Source organism: Desmonostoc vinosum (genome assembly GCF_059505385.1).
Map to the genome: position 1 here is coordinate 1 of NZ_JCACKM010000116.1, position 21480 is coordinate 21480.

The 21480-nt window shown below is 42.6% G+C and carries 19 protein-coding genes; 8 read left to right on the plus strand and 11 right to left on the minus strand.

Features of this window, described 5'->3' with window-relative positions; translation table 11 throughout:
• The first annotated feature begins 389 nt into the window (after nucleotides 1–389).
• The 3 genes from AC5JMF_RS18315 to frr all read left to right on the plus strand — a co-directional run bounded on the left by AC5JMF_RS18315 (nucleotide 390) and on the right by frr (nucleotide 2290).
• Nucleotides 390–944 (plus strand): thioredoxin family protein, encoded by a 555-nt coding sequence (locus tag AC5JMF_RS18315; RefSeq protein WP_495797150.1) that lies wholly within the window; start codon nucleotides 390–392, stop codon nucleotides 942–944.
• Between the two features lie 82 nt (nucleotides 945–1026).
• Nucleotides 1027–1755 (plus strand): UMP kinase, encoded by a 729-nt coding sequence (pyrH, locus tag AC5JMF_RS18320; protein ID WP_495797151.1) that lies wholly within the window; start codon nucleotides 1027–1029, stop codon nucleotides 1753–1755.
• Nucleotides 1742–2290, plus strand: coding sequence for a ribosome recycling factor (frr, locus tag AC5JMF_RS18325; RefSeq protein ID WP_495797152.1), 549 nt, complete (start codon nucleotides 1742–1744; stop codon nucleotides 2288–2290). Before pyrH ends, frr begins: the two co-directional genes overlap by 14 nt.
• Before the next feature lie 154 nt (nucleotides 2291–2444).
• On the opposite strand, the gene tnpA is transcribed toward frr, so the two are convergent.
• Complete coding sequence (gene tnpA / locus AC5JMF_RS18330; protein ID WP_495797153.1) at nucleotides 2445–2849, minus strand: IS200/IS605 family transposase; 405 nt, start codon at nucleotides 2847–2849, stop codon at nucleotides 2445–2447.
• An 81-nt stretch (nucleotides 2850–2930) separates the two neighbouring features.
• On the opposite strand from tnpA, the gene AC5JMF_RS18335 reads away from it, so the two are divergent.
• Together AC5JMF_RS18335 and AC5JMF_RS18340 are read left to right on the plus strand one after the other, a co-directional pair.
• Nucleotides 2931–4115: an RNA-guided endonuclease InsQ/TnpB family protein gene (locus AC5JMF_RS18335; protein WP_495797154.1), complete on the plus strand. Its 1185-nt coding sequence runs from the start codon at nucleotides 2931–2933 to the stop codon at nucleotides 4113–4115.
• A gap of 341 nt (nucleotides 4116–4456) precedes the next feature.
• Complete coding sequence (locus AC5JMF_RS18340) at nucleotides 4457–5521, plus strand: glycosyltransferase family 4 protein (protein ID WP_495797155.1); 1065 nt, start codon at nucleotides 4457–4459, stop codon at nucleotides 5519–5521.
• A 298-nt stretch (nucleotides 5522–5819) separates the two neighbouring features.
• Here AC5JMF_RS18340 and AC5JMF_RS18345 read toward each other — a convergent pair whose 3' ends face one another.
• Together AC5JMF_RS18345 and AC5JMF_RS18350 are read right to left on the minus strand one after the other, a co-directional pair.
• A complete protein-coding gene (locus AC5JMF_RS18345) occupies nucleotides 5820–6356 on the minus strand; it encodes an HNH endonuclease (RefSeq protein ID WP_495797156.1) in 537 nt (178 codons plus the stop codon).
• 14 nt (nucleotides 6357–6370) lie between these two features.
• The gene (locus AC5JMF_RS18350) at nucleotides 6371–6607 is read right to left on the minus strand and encodes a hypothetical protein (RefSeq protein ID WP_495797157.1); all 237 of its coding nucleotides are present in this window, start codon (nucleotides 6605–6607) and stop codon (nucleotides 6371–6373) included.
• 10 nt (nucleotides 6608–6617) lie between these two features.
• Between AC5JMF_RS18350 and AC5JMF_RS18355 the strand changes: the two genes are divergently transcribed.
• On the plus strand, nucleotides 6618–6791 hold the full coding sequence (locus AC5JMF_RS18355; RefSeq protein WP_495797158.1) for a hypothetical protein: 174 nt from the start codon (nucleotides 6618–6620) through the stop codon (nucleotides 6789–6791).
• Between the two features lie 198 nt (nucleotides 6792–6989).
• Here AC5JMF_RS18355 and AC5JMF_RS18360 read toward each other — a convergent pair whose 3' ends face one another.
• The 6 genes from AC5JMF_RS18360 to AC5JMF_RS18385 all read right to left on the minus strand — a co-directional run bounded on the left by AC5JMF_RS18360 (nucleotide 6990) and on the right by AC5JMF_RS18385 (nucleotide 17877).
• Nucleotides 6990–7517, minus strand: coding sequence for a hypothetical protein (locus tag AC5JMF_RS18360; protein ID WP_495797159.1), 528 nt, complete (start codon nucleotides 7515–7517; stop codon nucleotides 6990–6992).
• Nucleotides 7518–7782: 265 nt separating this feature from the next.
• Nucleotides 7783–11112 carry an efflux RND transporter permease subunit gene (locus AC5JMF_RS18365; RefSeq protein WP_495797160.1) on the minus strand — a complete coding sequence of 1110 codons (3330 nt, stop codon included), beginning with the start codon at nucleotides 11110–11112 and terminating at the stop codon, nucleotides 7783–7785.
• Nucleotides 11113–11160: 48 nt separating this feature from the next.
• Nucleotides 11161–12600, minus strand: coding sequence for an efflux RND transporter periplasmic adaptor subunit (locus AC5JMF_RS18370; RefSeq protein WP_495797161.1), 1440 nt, complete (start codon nucleotides 12598–12600; stop codon nucleotides 11161–11163).
• A gap of 841 nt (nucleotides 12601–13441) precedes the next feature.
• A complete protein-coding gene (locus AC5JMF_RS18375) occupies nucleotides 13442–14005 on the minus strand; it encodes an HdeD family acid-resistance protein (protein WP_495797162.1) in 564 nt (187 codons plus the stop codon).
• A gap of 274 nt (nucleotides 14006–14279) precedes the next feature.
• A complete protein-coding gene (locus AC5JMF_RS18380) occupies nucleotides 14280–15992 on the minus strand; it encodes a diflavin flavoprotein (protein WP_495797163.1) in 1713 nt (570 codons plus the stop codon).
• Between the two features lie 160 nt (nucleotides 15993–16152).
• Nucleotides 16153–17877: a diflavin flavoprotein gene (locus AC5JMF_RS18385; RefSeq protein ID WP_495797164.1), complete on the minus strand. Its 1725-nt coding sequence runs from the start codon at nucleotides 17875–17877 to the stop codon at nucleotides 16153–16155.
• A gap of 131 nt (nucleotides 17878–18008) precedes the next feature.
• Here AC5JMF_RS18385 and AC5JMF_RS18390 point away from each other — a divergent pair, with 131 nt between their 5' ends.
• On the plus strand, nucleotides 18009–18824 hold the full coding sequence (locus AC5JMF_RS18390; protein ID WP_495797165.1) for a pantothenate kinase: 816 nt from the start codon (nucleotides 18009–18011) through the stop codon (nucleotides 18822–18824).
• Nucleotide 18825: 1 nt separating this feature from the next.
• On the opposite strand, the gene AC5JMF_RS18395 is transcribed toward AC5JMF_RS18390, so the two are convergent.
• Together AC5JMF_RS18395 and AC5JMF_RS18400 are read right to left on the minus strand one after the other, a co-directional pair.
• A complete protein-coding gene (locus tag AC5JMF_RS18395) occupies nucleotides 18826–19653 on the minus strand; it encodes an alpha/beta fold hydrolase (RefSeq protein ID WP_495797166.1) in 828 nt (275 codons plus the stop codon).
• 369 nt (nucleotides 19654–20022) lie between these two features.
• Nucleotides 20023–20517, minus strand: coding sequence for an NUDIX hydrolase (locus AC5JMF_RS18400; RefSeq protein WP_495797167.1), 495 nt, complete (start codon nucleotides 20515–20517; stop codon nucleotides 20023–20025).
• Between the two features lie 623 nt (nucleotides 20518–21140).
• Here AC5JMF_RS18400 and AC5JMF_RS18405 point away from each other — a divergent pair.
• Nucleotides 21141–21305, plus strand: a complete 165-nt coding sequence (locus AC5JMF_RS18405; RefSeq protein WP_009457656.1) for an Asl3888 family RNA-binding protein — start codon at nucleotides 21141–21143, stop codon at nucleotides 21303–21305.
• Nucleotides 21306–21480 lie beyond the last annotated feature (175 nt).

Consider the following 21480-nt stretch of genomic DNA (forward strand, 5'->3'; position numbering starts at 1 on the left):
TACACTGAGAGAGTTTTTTTACAAACTACCTGACTTTTCAAACAGCCTCTTAGACAGTGTGTATTTTCACTTGCTAACTGATTAAACTTATTCTGACTAAATTCTGCCTACTACCTAAAGATGCAAATTAAAAGCAGATTAGTTTATTATTTTACAAACGTATGACATTAAAGAGCGCTGCTCATTTTTGGCGGCGTTTATATGAAAATATTGTGAATTGCAATAATCGGCATTAGCGGTAGATTCAGTAGTTTTACAATTTACCGGAGTTAAATTCGTTTATAAAATCATATGATATCAAGCATCGGCTATAAGATGAATTGCATCTGGAAACTGACGCTGAATTTAACAGTATTTTGTCTGTTCCTAGTTCCTTAGAGCCATAGAAGATGACCATACTAGAAACAATTAACACTCCCGTTGGCAGCTATGCGCCAGATTTTGAACTGCCAGGAATTGATGATCGAGTACATCATCTTAGTCGTTATCTCGAAAAGTTCCGTGCAGTTGGTGTCATTTCCATGTGCAACCACTGCCCTTATGTGAGTTTATATCTAGATAAGCTGAAAAATCTTCAAGCAGAATTTGCCGCAAGTGGCTTTACATTAATTGGCATGAATGGCAGTGGTGTCAATCGCGATTCTACAGAAAGCTTTGAGCAGATGAAAGCTTTTGCCAAGCATCATCAACTCAATTTTCCCTACCTATGGGATTCTACCCAAGATGTAACTCGTAGCTTTGGTGCAATTAAAACACCAATGGCCTTTTTAATCGATAATACTGGTATAGTGCGCTACAGAGGTAAAATTGATAATCATCCCCAAAGTTCTTTAGTGGCAGCGGATGATTATTTCAGGAGTGCGATCGCCTCGTTATTTAAAGGTCAAGAGATATATTTAGCTCAAACAGAACCCATAGGTAGTTTATTAATTTGGCGTAACTAAAAATATATATAGACATAGATAGTCACTGTGCTGTTATCTTAAATTGGAGGCAATTGCAACTTTTCTGATAAAGCGTGACTTCATGGGAACGAATTACCGACGGGTTTTACTCAAGATAAGCGGTGAAGCCTTAATGGGCAACATGGGCTATGGTATTGATCCAGAAGTGGTCAAAGAGATAGCGCAAGAAGTAGCAGAGGTGATAGCCACTGGCGTTCAAATTGCGATCGTTGTTGGCGGCGGCAATATTTTTCGTGGCGTCAAAGCGGCGTCAGCGGGGATGGACAGGGCAACCGCTGACTACATTGGGATGATTGCCACGGTAATGAATGCCATGACGCTGCAAGATTCGCTAGAACGAATAGGGGTACAGACGCGGGTGCAAACCGCGATCGCTATGCAAGAATTAGCGGAACCGTATATTCGTCGTCGTGCCATCCGTCATCTTGAAAAAGGGCGGGTGGTAATTTTTGGTGCTGGTTCTGGAAATCCCTTCTTTACCACAGATACGACTGCGGCCTTAAGAGCCGCAGAAATTGATGCTGAAGTGATTTTTAAAGCTACCAAGGTAGACGGAGTGTACGATGCTGACCCCCAAATTTATCCCCAAGCCAAACGTTACAATAGCCTCACATACGCACACGTTTTGGCCCAAGATTTGCGGGTAATGGATAGTACTGCGATTGCCTTGTGTAAAGAAAATAACATCCCAATTCTTGTATTTGACCTCACGGTGCGAGGTAACATCCACCGTGCAGTCATGGGAGAATCCATCGGCACCCTTGTGGGAGGTTCTTGTGAAATTAGCTGAAGCTGAAACTACGATGCAAAAAACCGTTGAGGCAACTCAACGATCTTTTAACACAATTCGCACTGGTCGCGCCAATGCGAGTTTATTAGATAAAGTGATGGTGGACTACTACGGTTCGCCCACTGGCCTAAAATCACTGGCAAATATCACCACACCAGATGCTTCAACGATTTTAATTCAGCCTTACGATCGCAGCAGTTTAAACATCGTTGAAAAGGCGATTTCGATGTCGGATGTGGGTTTAACACCCAGCAACGACGGTTCTGTAATTCGGCTGAATATTCCGCCCTTAACTAGCGATCGCCGTAAAGAGCTAGTAAAAATTGCTGCTAAGTATGCTGAAGAAGGTCGTGTTGCTATCCGCAACATTCGCCGTGATGTCATAGACACCATTCGGAAACTGGAAAAAAACGCCGAAATTCCTGAAGACGAAGCACGGGATCAGCAAGACAAACTGCAAAAACTAACAAACAAGTACACTGCCAAAATAGATGAGTTGTTGGCAGAAAAAGAAAAAGACATTACGACTGTCTAAATTAGCCCCTAGTAGTAGCGCAAAGACTTGCGCTACTATAGTTTATAAGAAAGGCATGCTGAAAACCCCTGAGAGACAGGCAGACAGCGCCGTATCTCGTACTTCAGGCAGGGGATCAAAGCTGCCTGAAGGCGTTTACGCCTTTGTACTGTTTTCAATCTCGTTGTTGTTCAATATATCGTTTAACTGATTCTGTACTGATGTTCTCAGCAGTCGATACAAAATAGCTTGGTGTCCATAGTGTTGGTAACTTGAGTAGTTCGGGAAACTCTTTTCTTAAATGATGTGATGCTCTGCCTTTAATTTTGTTCATCATTTGGGATGGATTGTCTGTCGGCTTTGCATTTAAAAATAAATGTACATGGTCTGGCATGATTTCCATCGCAATAATCTTCCATCTATTCTCATTGCAAACATCACAGATGATTTGCTGAAGTCGTTCGGCTATCTCATTGACCAGAACTTTTTTTCTACGTTTAGGAATAAAAACAAAGTGGTAATTGAGTAATGATATAGCATTCCCCTCATGCCTATATTCATCTGGTGTAAAAGCTACCATTTTCCGAAATAACCTATTGTAAGTTTGTATAAATATATAGTATAATCGACATAATACATAAACAACAAGGAGGTGATTAAGTTGCTAGTTCTAGAATACAAAATTAAAGCGAAGAAACTTCAATATTTAGCTATTGAGGAAGCCATCAAAACAACTCAATTCATTAGAAATAAGTGTTTGAGGTATTGGATGGATGCGCCAAGAGAGTCGAAAATTGATAGATTTGCGCTCAATAAGTATTCAACGGAACTACGCAACGAATTTAAATTTGTGGCTAACTTAAATTCAATGGCGGTGCAATCATCAGCCGAAAGAGCATGGTTAGCAATATCAAGGTTTTACGAAAATTGCAAAAAGAAAGTATCAGGTAAAAAAGGGTATCCAAGATTTCAGCATGATAATCGCTCAGTTGAGTACAAGACATCAGGCTGGAAAATAAACCCAACTAAACGCCGTATTACCATAACTGATAAAAAAGGTATTGGTGAGTTAAAATTGTTAGGTAAGTGGGATATTCAAACTTACCCTGTTAAAACAATTAAGCGTGTTAGATTGGTACGCCGTGCCGATGGCTATTACTGTCAGTTTTGTATTGATGTTGAAGTTTCAAATATTCAACCATCAACAGGTAATGAAATCGGTTTAGATGTTGGGTTAGAAAGTTTTTACACCGATTCTAACGGTCATCAAGAGGCTAATCCAAAGTTTTTAAAAAAGATTGAAAAATCAGTTAAGCACGCTCAAAGACGCATTTACAAAAAGAAAAAAGGTTCATTAGGACGTAAAAAGGCTAGAGCTATATTTGCCAGAAAGCACCTAAGAATAAGTAGGCAACGGAATGAACACGCTAAGAGAATAGCGCGTAACGTATGCAAGTCTAACGACTTAGTAGCCTATGAAAACCTGCAAGTGCGTAATCTACTCAGAAACCATTGTTTGGCTAAGTCAATTGCTGACGCTAGCTGGTATTTGTTTAGGCAATGGATTGAGTATTTTGCTGGTAAATTTGGTAAGTTAGCTGTTGCCGTAGCACCACATTACACATCACAAAAATGTTCAAACTGTGGTGTAATCGTTAAAAAATCCCTATCAACTCGTACCCACGTTTGCAGTTGTGGATGTAGTTTGCATAGGGATGAAAATGCAGCAATTAACATTTTGAATCTTGCAAGACAAGTTAGGACGGGGCACGTCCAAAGTAACGCTGTAGGACTCGTTGCCGCTACTCTTTTAGGCGAAAGCCTATTAGAGCAAGTAACAAGGTAGATTACAGAATCTCCGTGGCTTTAGCCCGGAGAGTGTCAATTTAAAACGCTGATCTAGACAGATTTTCAAACTTCCGGATCAGTCTATTGCAAATCAGTATTTAGAGAGTAATACCAATTCTCTAAAATCAGGCAACAAATATAAACCAGGAAAGTTTTGCTGCATCTAATTTGCTAAATAGCGAATTGGTATAAATAGCTGGTTAAGACTGTGATTATTTATTAGTTAACAGTGAGTTTTATTCATTACTAACTAATCATAAAATGCTGTCGATAACCTTGGGGATGATGTTTATATATACTCAGTTACTTATCTGAATTTTTGACGTTTTTTCAGGCATAATGCGAATAATACATATCTTAAACCATATTCAAGAGATAGGTAACGGGATTGTGAATGTGGCTGTGGATCTGGCTTGCCTACAAGCAAAAGCTGGTCATGAAGTAGCGGTAATTTCTGCTGGTGGAAAATACGAGGAATTACTAGCTGTTTATGGTGTCAAACACTATCAATTAGACCAAACCAGAAAACCGCTAAGTATAATTCAAGCAGCTAGGCGTTATCGAGCGATCGCTAAAGAATTTCAACCAGATATCGTTCATGCCCATATGATGACAGGAATCGTGTTAGCACGTATTCTCAGATATCCGCACAAGTATGCTTTGGTTTCCACAGTACACAACGAGTTTCAGCGAGCCAGTTTACTAATGGGTTTAGCCCAAAAAGTGATTGCTGTGAGTCAGGCTGTACGCACATCTATGGTAAAACGTGGTATCCCAGAGAACAAGCTAGTAGTGATCTGCAACGGCACTTTAGGTAGTCCTCGCACCCGTCAAATACAAGAATACCAAGCTTTGGAATTACAACGACCGGCGATCGCTACCGTAGCCGGAATGTATAAACGAAAAGGAATAGCTGAGTTGATCACTGCCTTTGAGCAAATTGCCCCAAATTTTCCCCAAGCTCATCTTTATCTTGTCGGCAATGGGCCAGATAAAGAATTATTCGAGGCGCAAGCACAGGCAACTTCTGTAGCGGGACGCATTCATTTTGAAAACTTTCAACCAGAACCTCAACGCTACTTAAAATCTTGTGACATATTTATCCTTGCTTCCCATCGTGACCCCTGCCCTTTGGTCATTTCAGAAGCCAGAGAAGCTGGAACAGCTATTATTGGTACTCAAGTAGACGGAATTCCTGAAGCCTTAGAACATGGACAGGCAGGTTTGTTAGTGCCAGCAAAAGATAGTAATGCTTTAGCCAACGTTTTATCGCAACTACTGAGCAATTCAGATATGCTACACGAGTGGAAAAATCGAGCAAATCAAAACCTCGCATGGTTAAATGTTGCCCGCGTTCATCAAGAAACACTGACAGTGTATCGTGAGTTAATCGCACAATCTTAAAAGGGATTGGGGATTGGGGACTGGGGACTGGGTGTAAATATGTATGGTGGGGGACTCCGAGGCTCTAAGCGTAAAGCCCTGCGGGCATCGCTGCGCTTACCGCGTAGCGTCTCGTAGAGAAGCTATGCCGGAGGCTTTACGCCGCAACCAGTTAAAGATGTGAGAGAGCAAGGTTATCTAATGGTTGTAAGCTAATCGTCATTCAAATTACATCTTTGCGTCCCCGTGTCCCCGCGTCCCCGCGTCTTAAGAGCGGTTTGAACTATGCAACTTAAAAGCTCATCAGGTTGGAAGTGAATTACTCGCTCTCACTGATGCGTTGGGCGCTCCAGAATTGTTCAGCAAATGCGACTGCTGGGTGAATTGGGGCTTTAGGCTTAGTTTTCAACACCATTGCCGTTTCGTGAGGTAAGCGATCGCTCTTAGTTGAGTTACACTTTTCACATGCGGTTACAACGTTGTCCCAACTGTGTTGTCCACCTTTGGAGCGGGGGATTACATGGTCAAGCGTGAGACGTTTAGTGCTACCGCAGTATTGACAGGTATGGTTATCACGCTTTAACACCTCACGCCGATTTACAGGCGGTACTTTCCAGTGCCGCTCAGGATTGCCAACAGTTAGACGAATATGTTCGGGCACTTGTAGTACGATACTAGGTGAACGCACTTCCCAAAGCTTCGTATTGCTGAAATCCAAAGACTCTGCCTGACCCGTGATTAACAACACAATTGCGCGTTTAATGTTGATGCGTGCCAGTGGTAGGTAGTTTTTGGAAAACACTACTACCGAGTTTTGTAATATGTGTGGTTGCTGACTTTGCTGCTGAGCTTCCATACGTTAATTCACTCCTAAAAAAATAACCCCCGCATCTGGTTATCAAAAGCGGGGGTCAACTTTTTGCCTGATATCGGTGCTAGCAAACACTTGCACCTCCCGCTTTGAATAAGTTGGTCTAAATTCAGCCATCCGGCAATTGCTCCAAAAATATCAAGACTTGCAGATTTACCGCCTACGAACAAATATATTCCCTCAAACGCAAACAGCACAACAACTCTGCCTAAACCTCTGCTGGTTTGGCAATGCATCACACTACTAATGGTTGAAGAGAATCTGCTGATCATCGAATTTGTAGCATTTGTAGTTAAGACTAATATCAATAATACATTTGTAGTATATATTTGTCTACATGGTTCTCTGGGATTAGTGATGCCTACGGCGGCAAGCTACACATCCCTAGATAATGAAGTTGTAATTTTCTGGAACTTTTAACCCAGACGTTGTAGTCATTAACAGAACAAGCGGTTTATACTGAACTTCTATAACTAGCCTGGGGAATATATCCCACAAAAACCTGGTCGTGATGACCAGGTTTTTTGGCATTTTATGCTGATTTTGACAAGAGAAATCAAAAAGGCGATCGCAGTCATACTGACCAGATCGCCTTTTGCAACAGAAATTTTTCGAGAACTAATAGTTTCTAATCGGCACTCTGAGCATGAGCGCACCCACCTTATCTGATGTAGGGCCGGCTGGATAATTGGCGTGGCAGAGCGCACACTCTGCTCTGAAGTTGGTCAAGGGAACTGAGCGTCGATAGTACCATTGACCACTCACGCGCTGAACTGACGTCAATGGCTCCCCTGTCGTCAACGCTAGCGCGTTTGCCTGACGCTCGAAGTCATCACGAGGGCGATCGTTTTCTCGCAACGGGCCAACAGTACCGACCAACCGCATATCCTTATTTTCATCATTAAATATCAGCGAGATAGACTGCTTACCCTGCTCTACATTATCCACCGTAGTTTCGTCAAATTCCTGCGTCAGTGCTGCGAACAACGTGCTGAGCATGAGATCGCTAGTTTGTTGGGCGAACGTTACCTGGGGAATTGGGGGTGGATAGCTATTACCATTACCACGGGCAACTGTCGTGAAACCGAACCCAATGACGAACACCAGGACAAAAATCCCATAGCTGACTAGCTTTCTCAGACGCATTCTCTTGATCCTTTGGTTTTGTATTGTTTCTGACTCGGCAACGGGAATATCACGGATAAAACCTTTATCCTACCTTTTCAGTAAAAACCCGGTCTATTTAGACGATCTTCACTTAGCCTTTGTCAACTTATAAAACACTACCACCTCTAAATTCGCGAAACTTTAAAGAATCTGTAGTAAACGGTTAAAAAAAGAAAAAGCTCCGAGATAACACCAGCAATAAAGCTCTAATTTTCTTACAAAGCTCTAATTAGGAGCTTAATATCTAGATTTTATCAATCTCTTTCTTCTCTTTGGTGTCTTTAGCGTCCTTGGCGGTTCGTAAAAATAATTTAGGCATCCCAACTCTAGAACGCGAATCGCCAAACCCTTTCCTCCATCCCCTCAACCATACTGACATCGGCTTCGTCCAACTCCCACCCAATAAATCGTGCAACAGCGTATAAAAACAAGGAATAATAAACAGCGTTAACACTGTTGCCAGAGACAAACCAGAAAACACCACTACACCCAATGGTTGCAAAAACTCCGAACCTTCCCCAATTCCCAACGCCAGCGGAAACATCCCTAAAACAGTAGTAATAGTAGTCATTAATACTGGACGTAACCGTTGTGGGGCAGCTTTTAAAATCGCCGTTTTGCGGTCAACCTGTTCCCGTTCTAGAATTTGATTGGCCAATTCCACCATAATGATGGCGTTGTTGACCACAATACCCACCAGTAATACTGCGCCGACTATCACCGTCGCACCAATAGCAGTCTGAGTAATATAAAGTCCAAAAACACCCCCAGCTAATGCTAGTGGGATTGTAAACATAATTACCAATGGGTCAACCAAAGAATTGTATTGTACCGCCATCACCACAAAAACTAAAAAGGTAGCTAATCCACCTAATAGTTGCAGAGAGCTTTGCAATTGCCGATTAGATTCAGCTGCGGAACTAGGTAATACGCTCACACCTTCAGGCAAATCTATACTAGCCATTGCCGTATTCACTTGGGCTAAAGCACTACTAAGGCTAGCTCCCTCAGTCAAACTGCCAGCAATTAAGAAAACCTGACGCTGGTTGATGCGTTGAATTTCTCCAGGAGCTTGAGCTTCTACAATTTTGGTAACATCACTCAATCTTACTTGGCGATTATTTTCTACAAACAAGGGCAACCTCTCCAATTGAGAAGGTGTTTGCACCGATGCTTCATCCAACTGCACGCGGACATCAACTAAACGGTTGCCACGTTGCAATTGAGTTGGTATACTCCCTTCGATCGCAGTTTGAATCGTTTCTCCGATGTCTGTAGTATTTAGCCCCAAAGCGGCAACTCTTTCCCAATCAGGAATAATTTGAACTTCTGGTTGGCGATCATCAGCATCGGGACGAAATCTTACCGAAGTAACTTGCTCTTCCAAAGCTGCTAACACCTGGTGACCAGCTTTCTCTAAAACACTGGTGTTATTACCCTGAAGAATCAGGTCAACATCAGCACCACGTACCGGAGAGTTATTGAGAATTAAACCCCGCACTTGACCAGGAGCCAGACGTAAGCGAATTCCTGCTAAATTCAGCTTGTCAAACTCTTGAGTAACTCGTTCGACATAAGCTTCGACATCTGTACCTGGTTTTAGGGTGATGTTGCTGGTACCCCGTAAAGGATTAGCGTTGGTAACGTTGCTAAAAAGGGCACCGCCAGATGTGGAAAACACGTATTCTGTTTCTGGTTGTTTGCGGAGAATATCATCCACCGCAGCCATGACTTTACGGTTCGTTTCTAGGGGTGTGCCGGGGGGAAACTGGGCGTTTAAGTTGGCTTGTCCGGTGTTAATGCGGGGGAGAATTTCTTGGGGAATTTGGGGAGCCATCCATAGACTACTACCCCCAAACAATACAAGTGCGATCGCTACCGTGACTAACCGCCAGCGCAACACCCCAGCTAAAAATCTCCCATATCCCCTGGTAGAAGCATCAAAGCGACGATTAAATTCTCGCAGTAGCCAAAATTGGCTTAAGCGACTGGAAAATCGCCATGCCAACATCCGAGAAGCCAGCATTGGCACGACGGTAACGGCAATCAAAATCGAAGCTGCCACGGAAAAGCTAATGGTAAGAATTAGTTCATTGAATAGCAGGGCAATAAAACCACCAATCAGCAAAAACGGTAACACGGCTACCAAGTTGGTACTGGTAGAAGCAACCAAAGCTGATTCTACTTCCTGACTACTTTGTTCAGCCTGAGAAATTAGTTGTTGCTGACTCAAGCGGGTTTTGGTATCTTTGCCAGGAGTCATGCCGGCACCTTCGGCAATGTTCTCCAACATCACGATGGAGTTATCCACCACAATCCCCACACCCAAAGCCAAACCACCCAAGCTGAAAACGTTAAGGGATAAGCCAAATAGCCCCATCAAGATGATGGCAGCTAAAGTGGCTAAGGGAATGGCAAGAACAATAATAAAAGTTTGTCGTAGGGAACCAAGAAATAAAAGAACGGCGATCGCAGCTAATAATGTGCCAATTAATCCAGAACTGGTAACATTCAGGATAGAGTTGCGGATAAATTGCGACTCATCCAAAGTGGGCGTGATCACTGTTCCTTCAGTAATTACACCAGAGTTACGCAGTTCTTCCAGACGCTTTTTTACACCATCAACAACGGCGATCGTATTAGCATCTGGTTGCTTTTGAATACTGACTTTTACAGCTTGTTCCCCATTGAGTAAAACGTATATCCGTTGTTGTTCTGAACCATCAATAACTTCAGCAAAATCCCGTAGGTAGACGCGGCGGTTGGGGGTGGGGGATGAGGAAGATGAGGAAGATGAGGAGGAAGAAACTTCAAAGGAGAGGTCTTTGATTTGGTTGGCATTTTGGAAACGGCCGACGGTGCGGGTTAATGGCTCAGAATTTTGTCCCAAAATCCGACCGCCAGAAATGTCTTGGTTGCGGTCTCTCAGTTCGTCTAAAACATCCGTTAAACCTACACCCAAAGCTTGCAAGCGGTCTAAATCAATATTGACCCTAACTTCTTCTTGAACTCCTCCTGATACATCCACCCCTGCTACACCTGGTACTACACCTAGTTCCCGTGCTAGTTCTTCTTCCGCAAAAACACGCAAATCAACTCCTTCTAGGGAAGGCGAAGTTAATGCAAATTCATAAACGGGTAACTGAGAAGGATCAACTTTAAATAAGCGAGGTTCTTCGATGGTGTCTGGCAGTGTGCTTCTAGCTCTGTTAAAAGCAGCTGTGGCATCGTTTAAGGCTTGGTCAATATTTCCTCCCGGTTGAAAATACAAATCTAAGCTGACCTGTCCTTCACGAGTTTGGGAAAAAACTTGTATGACACCCTCGGTAGCTGTAAAAGCTTCTTCTAAAGGTCTTGTGACTTCATCAATTGCTACATCAGGGGAAATGCCAGGTGCTTGTATCCGCACACCAATTCGAGGATAAGTAATTGATGGTAGTAAATCTACAGGTAGTTTAACGATAAAAAATACACCTAGTACTATCACTGCTAGGGTAAGCATGAGTGTGCCGATATGCTGACGAATTGATATGGCGCTGATACTAAATCCGCCACCGTTGTTTACTTGCTGCATTACTGTCACTCTATTCCAATTAAAAATGCAAAATGAAAAACTCAAACGTCATTTTGAATTGCCTGTGGAAGATGTTTCGGAAAGAATTGATAGACGTACAGTGTCCCCATCTTTTAGAGGCTGACCGCTACGAACAACATAGCGCTCTCCCTGTTGCAAACCAGATAAAATTTCCACTTTGCCATCAGCTTTTTTCCCCAGAGTCACAGCACGTGCTGTTACCTTATTGTTACCTTCTGTGTCTTTGACTACAAATATTGTGCCAGTATGCTGTTGTAACTCGGTTCTCTGATTTCTCTGCTCGACAGCTTTATTATTTGTTTGTGCTGTTGCTAATTCTTGAATAGCTGTTTGGGAAACCACTACTTGCTGTAGTGTTTGGTTGGCAAAATTTACCCGTGCCAGCAATCCACTACCAATTTTTCCTTGATTGTTGGGAATTACTATCTCTACGGGTATGTAAGGTAAACGAGCGGTTGCATCCGCAGCGGGAGAAATGCGCGTCACTCTCCCCACTAATGTTTGATTGGGTAAAGCATCTAAACGCACTTGTGCAGATTGCCCAACTTGAACTAATGCTATTTCTCTTTCGGAAACTTGCACGATGACCTTGACTCGGTTCAAGTCGCCAATTTTCAGGACTTCGCTACCTGTTTGTAGTAGATTACCTGGTTCTATGACTTTTTGTGTGACTACGCCATTAATTGGGGATGTCAAACGCGTATAGGAGCGGCGCTCTTTGGCTTGGGCAACTAAAGCCTGTTGGGCAAATACTCTACCTTGAGCAGCGGCGACGGCTTGCTGTTCTGTACGGACTTGCTCTTGCGCCGCCCGTAGTGCCTGCGCTGCTGTTTGCGTCTGAGTACTTGCTTGCTGGGCAGTTTGTTCGGCTATCGCTCCTTCTTTGAACAATTTCTGCTGGCGTTGGGAATCGGCTTGAGCTTGTACTAGTTGTAGCCGCAATCTTTCTACTTCTGCACGGGCGTTGCTTACTTGTGCCGTTGCTCTGGCTACTTCTGATTTGAGAGCTGCGAGTTCAGCTTCTGCTTGTCTTAATGTTGTCAACAACAGGGCATCGTCTAACTGTCCAACTAGCTGTCCCCGGCTAACTGTATCTCCAACATCGAGGTTTAAGGCTAACAGTCGCCCTTCTACTTGCGATCGCAGTGATACTGTTTGAAATGGTGTTGTTGTACCTGTATAATCTGGTTGTTTTTCCAATAAACTAGTGCGAGCGATCGCTACATCTACAGCCTTGGCTTTATTGCCTTGTTCACTATCAGCACGCTGAGATTGTGCCTTGGCTGATTCTTTAGGTAACGAGCCGCAACTAGCGGTCAATAGCCCTATACCCAGTAAGCCAGGAATCAATAACTTTAATTTATGAAAAAAATAGTATTTCACTGACCCAATATTAATTACTTGGCTAGTAATTGGAGAGTATAATGTTTTTGCCTGTTCATGCGGCTTATTTTTGTCCAAAATCATTTATTTCTATCCTATTGAGGGACTTTTGGGGTTAAACAGCCGTTTTTTACCAAGCAATTTTTTTATGTTTATGACTAATGGTAAACTGCGAGAGTTAATCAGCTATCTAACAGCAATTTTCCTTGTTAAAAATTACTAGTTTTCTAATAAAACTAAACAATTTCTCACCGTTCTACTTATCAAGAAGTAGACGATTTATCACATTATATAACTACTATAGTTCTTAGTATAAATATCTTGTAGCTTGCTGACATCTATCGTGAGGAGAAACGTGACAATCCAGTAAAATGAAGGACTTTTTTGTCTTAGCTTTTAATTTTAGTAGTATCAAATACTTATGTTAAAGCATAAAAATCAGACTGGGAATTTTTATTAGCTTGGCGTTAGTTTAGCAGGTGAGAGAGTTTCAAAACTATGGTGTTTAGGTAAGGGAGAGATCTATTAGGACTAACGCAAGTATGACATTTTTGTTGTGTAGATTGTCAAGGGAAAAAAGTCATGTATCTCAAAAAACCTAGATTTTTGTGTTTTAGATGGGGCTTCTATTAGGACTAACGCAAGTATGACATTTCTGTTGTGTAGATTGTCAAGGGAAAAAAGTCATGTATTCCAAAAAACCTGGATTTTTAATTACGAATTACGTTAGCGCAGCGTAAAGCCTGCGGCATAGCTTCGCTTAGAGCGAGTCCTCGATAGCGTTAGCGTAAAGCCTACGGCATAGCTTCGCTTAGAGCGACACAGGAGCGTCGCGTCATTACGAATTACGAATTACTTAAACGCCAGTCGCTACCCTGCGGGAAGCCACCCGTTGTGCAAACTGGCGTGGGAAACTAAAGGTCTATTAAGCAGCAGAGTCAGATCCTTTTAAGAAGGAACGCGTATTGAGCGATAGCATAACTCTGGAGATGCCAGTGAAGAGAACGCTAGCACCTACCAAAGTGCCAATCAGCCAAGGTGCATTAAAGGGCCATTGAAACCAAATCATCGCACCCAATATGAGAGTGATGATGCCATCACCCAATACCCAAGCCCAGTTTTGTTGTGGGCGCAAGCGGAAAGCTAAAATCAGCTCGAATACGCCTTCAGTCAACAAAAAGCTGCCTAACAACAGAGTTAGCGTCAAGATACCTGTGCGAGGATAAATGAACAACATTACACCAGTGGCAACGTAAAGTCCGCTTAACAGCAGCTTCCAAATGAAGCCGCCCTGCTGGCGTGTTTGAGTAGCGTAAACTAGCTTGGCAAATCCAGAAGATATCAGGATTAAAGCAAACCAAGTTTCAGCGAAAATTGTTGAAATAGCAGGTATAGCGATCGCAACAATTCCGAAGATAATCAAAAGAATACCAGTCACAAGCGATCCATTGATATCCTTGTTGATATTATTAGATAGATTAGTTGTCATATAAAGTTTTCCCCTGTGCTGAAATCAACTCCAAGATTTAGACTAGGGAATTTATCGAAAACTCGATAGAACCTTTAGATATAAGCTGTGCAATAAGTTTCACTCTCTGAAGAATGAGGAGTAGGCGGCAGGGGAGGCAGGGGGAGCAGAGAAAGAATAAATAATTACGAATTCCCCAATCCCCCATTCCTCAATTAATTACGAATTACGTTAGCGTTAGCGGTAGCGACGAAGGAGCGTCATTACGAATTACGAATTACGAATTACGAATTATTTAATAATGACTGCCTGACTTGCGATGATGCACCGCTGTGACGCCATCTTGATTTAGCACTTTGCCATCATCTACTGTTGCGTATACAAGCCAGTGGTCGCCAGATTCCATGCGGGTATGCACTGAACATTCAAGGTATGCTAAAGCATCAGCAAGTACAGGAGTGCCATTTTCAGTTTCTTGAGCAGCAACATCAGCAAATCGGTCTTGTCCTGGCCCAAAAGGCTTTAGGAAGTGTTTCATTAACCCTAAGTGATTACCTTCTTTGAGGATATTGAGGATAAATTTGTTACCTGAGTGTGTCAAAGTTTCTACAGCCCTGTCTTTAGCAACGGCGATAGTTAAACCAGGGGGATTAAAACTGGCTTGAGATACCCAAGAAGCTAACATAGCACTGGATATATCGCCTTGCTTGGCTGTGACAATGCACAGTGAACCAACAAGTCTACCAACAGCTTGTTCTACACTAGTAGCAGGAACACTTTGCGATCGCACTTTTTTCGCTTTCTTTAATGCTTGGGCGAAATCGGTTCCCGCTTCTTCACATAACTGTAAGGTGACATCGTTGGGTTTGAATTTGACGCGAATAGGATCAAAACCAAACCGATAGCCAGCATCCTTGAGTTTGCCTTCGATTAAATCAACCGCTTCCCCACTCCAGCCAAATGAACCAAAGACACCAGCAAGTTGATTATTAGTCGCGGTGGATAGGACAATCCCTAAAGCGGTTTGCACGGGTGTGGGTGCGTGTCCGCCAAGGGTAGGTGAACCGATGACAAAGCCAGCGGATTTTTCGACAGCACCACGAATTTCTTCTAGATCAGCAAACTCGCAATTGATTGATTCTACTGCAACACCCGCTTTTGTAATCCCACGAGCGATCGCTTGAGCTAAGGTAGCTGTATTGCCGTAAGCTGATGCATAGATCAACGCTACTGTTGTATCAGCAGATGTCTGCTGTTGACTCCATTCTCGATAAGCTTTGGTCAGTTCGATTAAACCGTAGCGTACTAAAGGCCCGTGCCCAGTGGCGTACATTCGCACGGGCAAATCTGCAAGTTTATCCAATGCTGTCTCAACTTGTCGGGCATGGGGAGCCATGAGACAATCAAAATAATAGCGTCGATCTTCATTGAAGACTTCCCAGCCTTCATCAAATATCTGATCACCACAAACATGCGCCCCAAATATTTTATCTGAGTAGAGAATTTCTGTTTGTGGGTCGTAAGTGCAAAGCGCATCTGCATATCTGGGGTTAGGTGTAGGAATAAATTGCAAATCATGTCCTTTACCTAAATCCAAAGTTTCATCGCCACGCATGACGATAATTGGCAAATCTGGATTTTCTAGTGCCCCACGCAAATTAATCGCCCCTGGATTGGAACACACAAAGGTGATTTCAGGCGCGATTTCTAGCAAAGCTTTTAAAGTTGTCGCCCGGTTGGGATTGACATGTCCCAAAATCACATAATCTAACTGTTTGACATCAAAACGTTGCTGCAACGCTTCGAGATAAATTTGTGTAAACGTCTCCCCTGGAGGGTCAATCAGCGCAACTTTATCGCCTTCAATTAAATAGGAATTTGCAGTTGTACCTTTAGCAAGAGCATATTCAATTTCAAATCTGAGCCTTGTCCAACTGCGCGATCGCAGTACTCTTGTATCTGTAGCAATGGGATAGACCTGAACGTCACGGGGTTTGTTTTGTAGCATGGCTTTGTTGGGGATTGGGGACTGGGTACTGGGGACTGGGGATTGGGGACTGGGGATTGGGGACTGGGGATTGGGGAATTCGTAATTATTTATTCTTCCCCTGCTCCCCTTGCCTCCCATGCTCCCCCTAATCCCTACTCCCTACTCCCCACTCCCTCACTTAGTAGTGATTTCCAACCTTACGATGGTGGACAGCTGTTAAAGCGTCTGGGTCAGATACTCGTCCGGCATAAACTGTGCTATACACTGCCCAGTGGTCACCACAGTCCATTCTGCTGATGACTTCACACTCGATGTAGGCTAAGGCATCGGTGAGAATGGGGGCACCGTTTTGGGCTGCTTGGGTTCTAACACCTTGAAAACGATCTGCACCAGGGGCGAACCGCTTTAAAAAGTGTTTCATGAGTTTTTGGTAGTTGCCTTCTTCTAAGACGTTGAGTACAAAGCGATCGCCTACTTGCATTAATGATTCAATTGCCCGGTCTTTCGCTACTGCAATGGATAATCCCAAGGGTTTGAAACTGGCTTGACTCACCCATGATGCTAACATAGCGCTGGAAACATCACCTTTTTTGGCGGTAATAATATACAACCCACCGCTGAGTCTACCTAGTGCTTTGTCGAGGTCAGCACCCAAGGATTTCATCGCTTTGATGCTGCGATCGCGTGTTACCCATTGTCCTATGTCTGTTCCTGCTTCTTCACATTGTTTATAAATATTTTCTGTAGGCGTTTGTTTAATCCGAATCGCTGGAAATGCTGTTATCAAACCTAAGTTACGAAATTTACTCATTAAAGGGTCTACTGGTTCGTCATCTCCACCTGCGGTTTCAAATACGCCGATAGCTTGCTTTTCTTTAGCTGACCCTAAGATGGTACTGAGTGCTGCTTGGATGTTAGCAGAACCAGAAGCAGGGGGCATCCCAACTACCAATCCGGTACAGCGGCTAACTAGTTCCCGCAACTCTTGTAAGTCAACGACTCCGCCTAAGTCTACTATCTCTACACCAACACCAGTTTTGCTAACACCGTTGGCTATTGATTGCGCTAGGCGATCGCTATACCCATATTCGGAAACGTAAAATATCCCAACCGCTGTTTCTGCTTTGGCTTGGGTTTGGCTCCACTTGCGATAGCGTCCAGTCAGTTCGACAACATTATGGTATAATAATGGCCCGTGTCCTGTAGCAATCATGCCGACAGTTGGTAGTTCGCCCATACGTTTAAGGGCAGATAGTACAGAACGCGCATTCGGCCCCATCAGGCACTCATAATAGTATTCAAAATCTGCTTCAATAGTTTTTAAGTCTTCATCAAAGGTGCTATCTGAACAATAATGCATTCCGAAAGCATCGCAGGTGTAGAGAATTTGGGTTTTATGGTCGAAGCTAAAGATAGTATCAGGCCAGTGTAAATTCGGTGCAATCACAAATTCAAATTCATGACCGTTACCCAAATCCAAGCGATCGCCATTTTTGACAATCCGCCGTTTAAACGGCTGATGCACTAAATCCTCAAGAAACTGAATTGCGACTTTAGAACCAACAACTGTGACATCTGGAGCCATCTGTAGCAAATCTTTAACTAAACCGCTGTGGTCTGGCTCGGTGTGACTGATGATTAAGTAATTAATTTCTGTTGGGTTGATTAGTCCTGTAAGGGTATCAAAATATAGTTGGCGAAACTTTTCGTGAGAGGTATCGACTAAGGCTGTTTGCTCACCGCGAATCAGAAATGAGTTGTAAGTAGTTCCATTCTGGAGACCAAACTCAATATCGAAGCGATCGCGATCCCAATCCAATGAGCGAATTGCCGTTGTCTTCTCAGCAATTTCCACAGTCTGTATGGTGAGCCTTTTTGCAGTTTTTTCGGTGAGCGCTACCATAACTTCTCTCCTTAACATTTTGAGTATTTATTCCTCTAACTTTATTGTTACACGTGTTGAATGTTAAATTTTATTAAAAAATCTATAGTTAAGTTAAGAAATTTAAAACTACAAAACCGTAGAGGCGCAGAGTGTGCAGAGAAAATGTTTGGCTAGCTTTGGAAATTGGGAATTCTCGGTTACATTGGGCTTTATTTCGAGACGAAATGCTTGATTTAACTTGGGATACAGAGTATTTACCTGAGTCTGTCATCAATCAGCTAGCCAAATATCAAACACTTAATGAATTGATATTAGCAACTTGCCCATCCCCCCCATCTCCCTCATCTCCCTCATCTCCCCCATCCCCCCCATCTCCCCCTCTTTTCCTCGCCTCCGTAGTTCCCACTCAAACAGCAATTTGGCAAATTTACCCCAATATTCACGTCATTACCCTAGACCAAATACCACTCAAGGGTATGTATCCCACATTGGGAATTGATCGTGCTTTGGCTTTATGGGGTGCTGGTCAAACATGGGGTTTTCCCATCTTAGTGATTGACGCTGGCACAGCAATAACTTTTACATGTGCAGATGCGAATCGATGTCTGATAGGAGGGGCGATTTTACCAGGGTTAGGCTTACAGTTAGCGACTCTCAATCAAAAAACAGAACAATTACCATTTGTAGAACCCCAAAACCTGGCATCTCTTCCTCCACGTTTTGCGCTCAATACATCAGAGGCAATTCAAAGTGGAATAATTTACACTTTATTAGCTGGAATTAAAGATTTTATTGAGGCTTGGTGGCGTTTATTTCCTCATAGTAAAATTGCGATTAAAGGAGGCGATCGCACTTTACTAGTAAACTATCTTCAATCCCTGCATCCTGAAATCGCAGCACATTTAATTGTAGAATCAAATTTAATTTTTTGGGGAATCCAAAAAATTAACCAGTCAGATTGTTAGTTTAAGGTGAAACTTTATGAAACCCCTTAATAAACTCTTGAATATCTTCAGCTACAACCCCAGCACAAGACTCTGGTAGGTCATTTCCTGCATGAGCAATCATTTTTAACTCAGCTTTTGAAGTCAGGAAAGAATAAGCCTTACTCCTAGCTAAAGCATCAGGTGTATCTTGACCACCTTGTAAAATTAAAACTGGAGCTTCCATTAAATACAATCGTTTTTGTAATAACTCCGCTTCAATTTCTGGTTGCTTCCTGTTGAAAAGTAATCTGCAAGCAATTGGATATTGTAATAGTTCCTGACGCAGTTGTAAGTCCTGACTAATTTGTTCACGCCAACCGAAAACTTTAGTCAAAGGACTCAGCAACTTTAATAGTTTAACTACTAATGGTGAATAATTTACTAATTGCCGCATTTTCTGGCAATACTGTTCTTGTCCCTCTATCTCTACACCCTCCGGTGCTAGCAACACTACACCATAGACTTGCTCAGGATACTTGAGAGCAAAGCTAGCAGCAACCCAACCTCCAAGGGAATGCCCTACTAAATAAGCTTTTTCTAGCTTCACAGCTTGCAGAAACTCTGCTAAACATTCAACTTGTAAATCTATTGAATGATGGATATTAGGTTTTTCCGATTCACCAAACCCTAATAAATCGGGTGCAAAACAATGGCAATCTTGCGAAATAGACTCCATCACAGATAACCATTGACTGCTATTATTCCAAGCACCATGCAAAAAAATTACAGGAATCCTCTCACCCACTTCACGCCAGAATAATAGCCCTTGAGAAAGCTTTCTCCGGGAGTTCCGAAATAGCGTATCCATCTTTTAACAAATATAGGGAATAGGGAACAGGTGAGACCAGCCCTCGTCTTGACGGTCTCCGTCACGTTAGCGCAGCGTAAAGCCTGCGGCATAGCTTCGCTTAGAGCGAGTCCTCGAAGCATCTGGGGGACTGGCGTTAGCGCGGCGTTAGCGACGTTAGGAGCGTCACCCGTTCGCGCAGCGTCTTTGACAAAAGAAGAGGAACAGGAAAAAAGGTATTTTTTATATTCATTGTTTCCGCGCCTAAAAGCGCTAGTTTAAGGCTGACATTTATCAATTAGTTTTTGGCAGATTAATTAATAGTTACTAGTCATTGGTCATTCGCAAAGAAAAAAGGACAAATCACCAATGACAAAATTTTAAATATTATTATGCCAGTGTTGTCAAACCATTTAAATAGTCTTGCAACTGCCGAGTGTGATCGTGAGACATTTTTCCAGGAGGTAGAGAATTAGGAAAAAAAGCTTGAATTTCCGAAACCTCCAGAGTGTCCTCCACCTCCATATTTCCTTGCACTTGGGCTTCAACCACAATGCAAATCGAATGGATTCGAGGGTCACGGTCTGGTGAGGAGTAAACTCCAACTAAACGGCGAATACTCACCAATTCTAATCCTGTTTCCTCCATCAATTCTCGACAAACCGTACTGGGAATATCTTCTCCCCAGTCCACCATCCCTCCAGGCAATGCCCAAAGACCATCATCACGTCGCCGGATTAGGACAATCCGACCATCGGGTAAAATTGGGATAATACTAGTACCAGTAATGGGATGACGAAATATTATACCCAATACCGTTTGCCCAACGCGCCATAAGCTACGGGTAGATTGGACAAATGCCGCAAAAAAAGCAAAAAGGTTCAAGCGTCAAAAATATTTGTGTTGTATTCTTATAGTTTCCCAGCACTTAACATCATCTCAACTCATAAATTTTAGTTGAGTCCCATTTTATACAAAAATGTCGATGGACTGGGAATTTATTCTAGCGTTTTTCGTAGAATCTTGTTAATTCTAACATCTAGTTAAAATAATCTAACTGTACTTCTATATACATAAAATTTATCAAATTAGGGATTTTTTCAGTTTGGGACTAGGTTAGCGTTTTCCAAAGCAGTATTAGATACGTATTGAAGCAGATACTTCAAAAAATCGTATAGTAATTTTAAATTAATTTAGAATTTACTATTTTAAAAAGTTAAAATATAATCCCCACAAATAAACAATTCTCAATTTGCAATGCGGGGTACTTCACATATCCTCAAATACAGCTAACTATTAGTGCAAATGATTTGTTTGCAAACATTGACAAAAGATGAAGCGATCGCAAGATAGTCTTGACATAGCCAATTTGAATGCGGTAGGATTATATGCTGATTAAAGCGATTTGATTGCTGCACTAGGCCAAAAGTGTATCAAGATTATTGGTAGCTGATATTGCCCAAGCGATGCCTAGTTGCCAGTTTTTGTTGTTTATTAATGAGGTGAACATGGCTAAGCGCCGTAACCCGAAAAAAGAAAAGGCGCTACGGAACCAGGCATATGCCCGAAAGTTTCGTAAACGAACTACCACAGGAAGAATGCAAAGAAGGTTCCAACAACGACCACCGAAGAGTGAAGAAGATGAAGGCGCAGCAGCAATTGATGCTGAGTAAGTTACCTATTAAAATTTTTACTCTTTGACTATTTTATACAGGGCGTGCATTTGTACGCCCTTGTTTATTTGGGGAATAGGGAATAGGGAATAGGGAATAGGGAATAGGGAATAGGGAATAGGGAATAGGGAATAGGGAATAGGGAATAGGGAATAGGGAATAGGGAATAGGGAAT

Coding starts and splice junctions, on each gene's coding strand:
- AC5JMF_RS18315 (WP_495797150.1), top strand. CDS start 390: ATGACCATACTAGAAACAATTAACACTCCCGTTGGCAGCTATGCGCCA.
- pyrH (WP_495797151.1), top strand. CDS start 1,027: ATGGGAACGAATTACCGACGGGTTTTACTCAAGATAAGCGGTGAAGCC.
- tnpA (WP_495797153.1), bottom strand. CDS start 2,849: ATGGTAGCTTTTACACCAGATGAATATAGGCATGAGGGGAATGCTATA.
- AC5JMF_RS18340 (WP_495797155.1), top strand. CDS start 4,457: ATGCGAATAATACATATCTTAAACCATATTCAAGAGATAGGTAACGGG.
- AC5JMF_RS18345 (WP_495797156.1), bottom strand. CDS start 6,356: ATGGAAGCTCAGCAGCAAAGTCAGCAACCACACATATTACAAAACTCG.
- AC5JMF_RS18350 (WP_495797157.1), bottom strand. CDS start 6,607: ATGCATTGCCAAACCAGCAGAGGTTTAGGCAGAGTTGTTGTGCTGTTT.
- AC5JMF_RS18355 (WP_495797158.1), top strand. CDS start 6,618: ATGGTTGAAGAGAATCTGCTGATCATCGAATTTGTAGCATTTGTAGTT.
- AC5JMF_RS18360 (WP_495797159.1), bottom strand. CDS start 7,517: ATGCGTCTGAGAAAGCTAGTCAGCTATGGGATTTTTGTCCTGGTGTTC.
- AC5JMF_RS18365 (WP_495797160.1), bottom strand. CDS start 11,112: ATGCAGCAAGTAAACAACGGTGGCGGATTTAGTATCAGCGCCATATCA.
- AC5JMF_RS18370 (WP_495797161.1), bottom strand. CDS start 12,600: ATGATTTTGGACAAAAATAAGCCGCATGAACAGGCAAAAACATTATAC.
- AC5JMF_RS18375 (WP_495797162.1), bottom strand. CDS start 14,005: ATGACAACTAATCTATCTAATAATATCAACAAGGATATCAATGGATCG.
- AC5JMF_RS18380 (WP_495797163.1), bottom strand. CDS start 15,992: ATGCTACAAAACAAACCCCGTGACGTTCAGGTCTATCCCATTGCTACA.
- AC5JMF_RS18385 (WP_495797164.1), bottom strand. CDS start 17,877: ATGGTAGCGCTCACCGAAAAAACTGCAAAAAGGCTCACCATACAGACT.
- AC5JMF_RS18395 (WP_495797166.1), bottom strand. CDS start 19,653: ATGGATACGCTATTTCGGAACTCCCGGAGAAAGCTTTCTCAAGGGCTA.
- AC5JMF_RS18405 (WP_009457656.1), top strand. CDS start 21,141: ATGGCTAAGCGCCGTAACCCGAAAAAAGAAAAGGCGCTACGGAACCAG.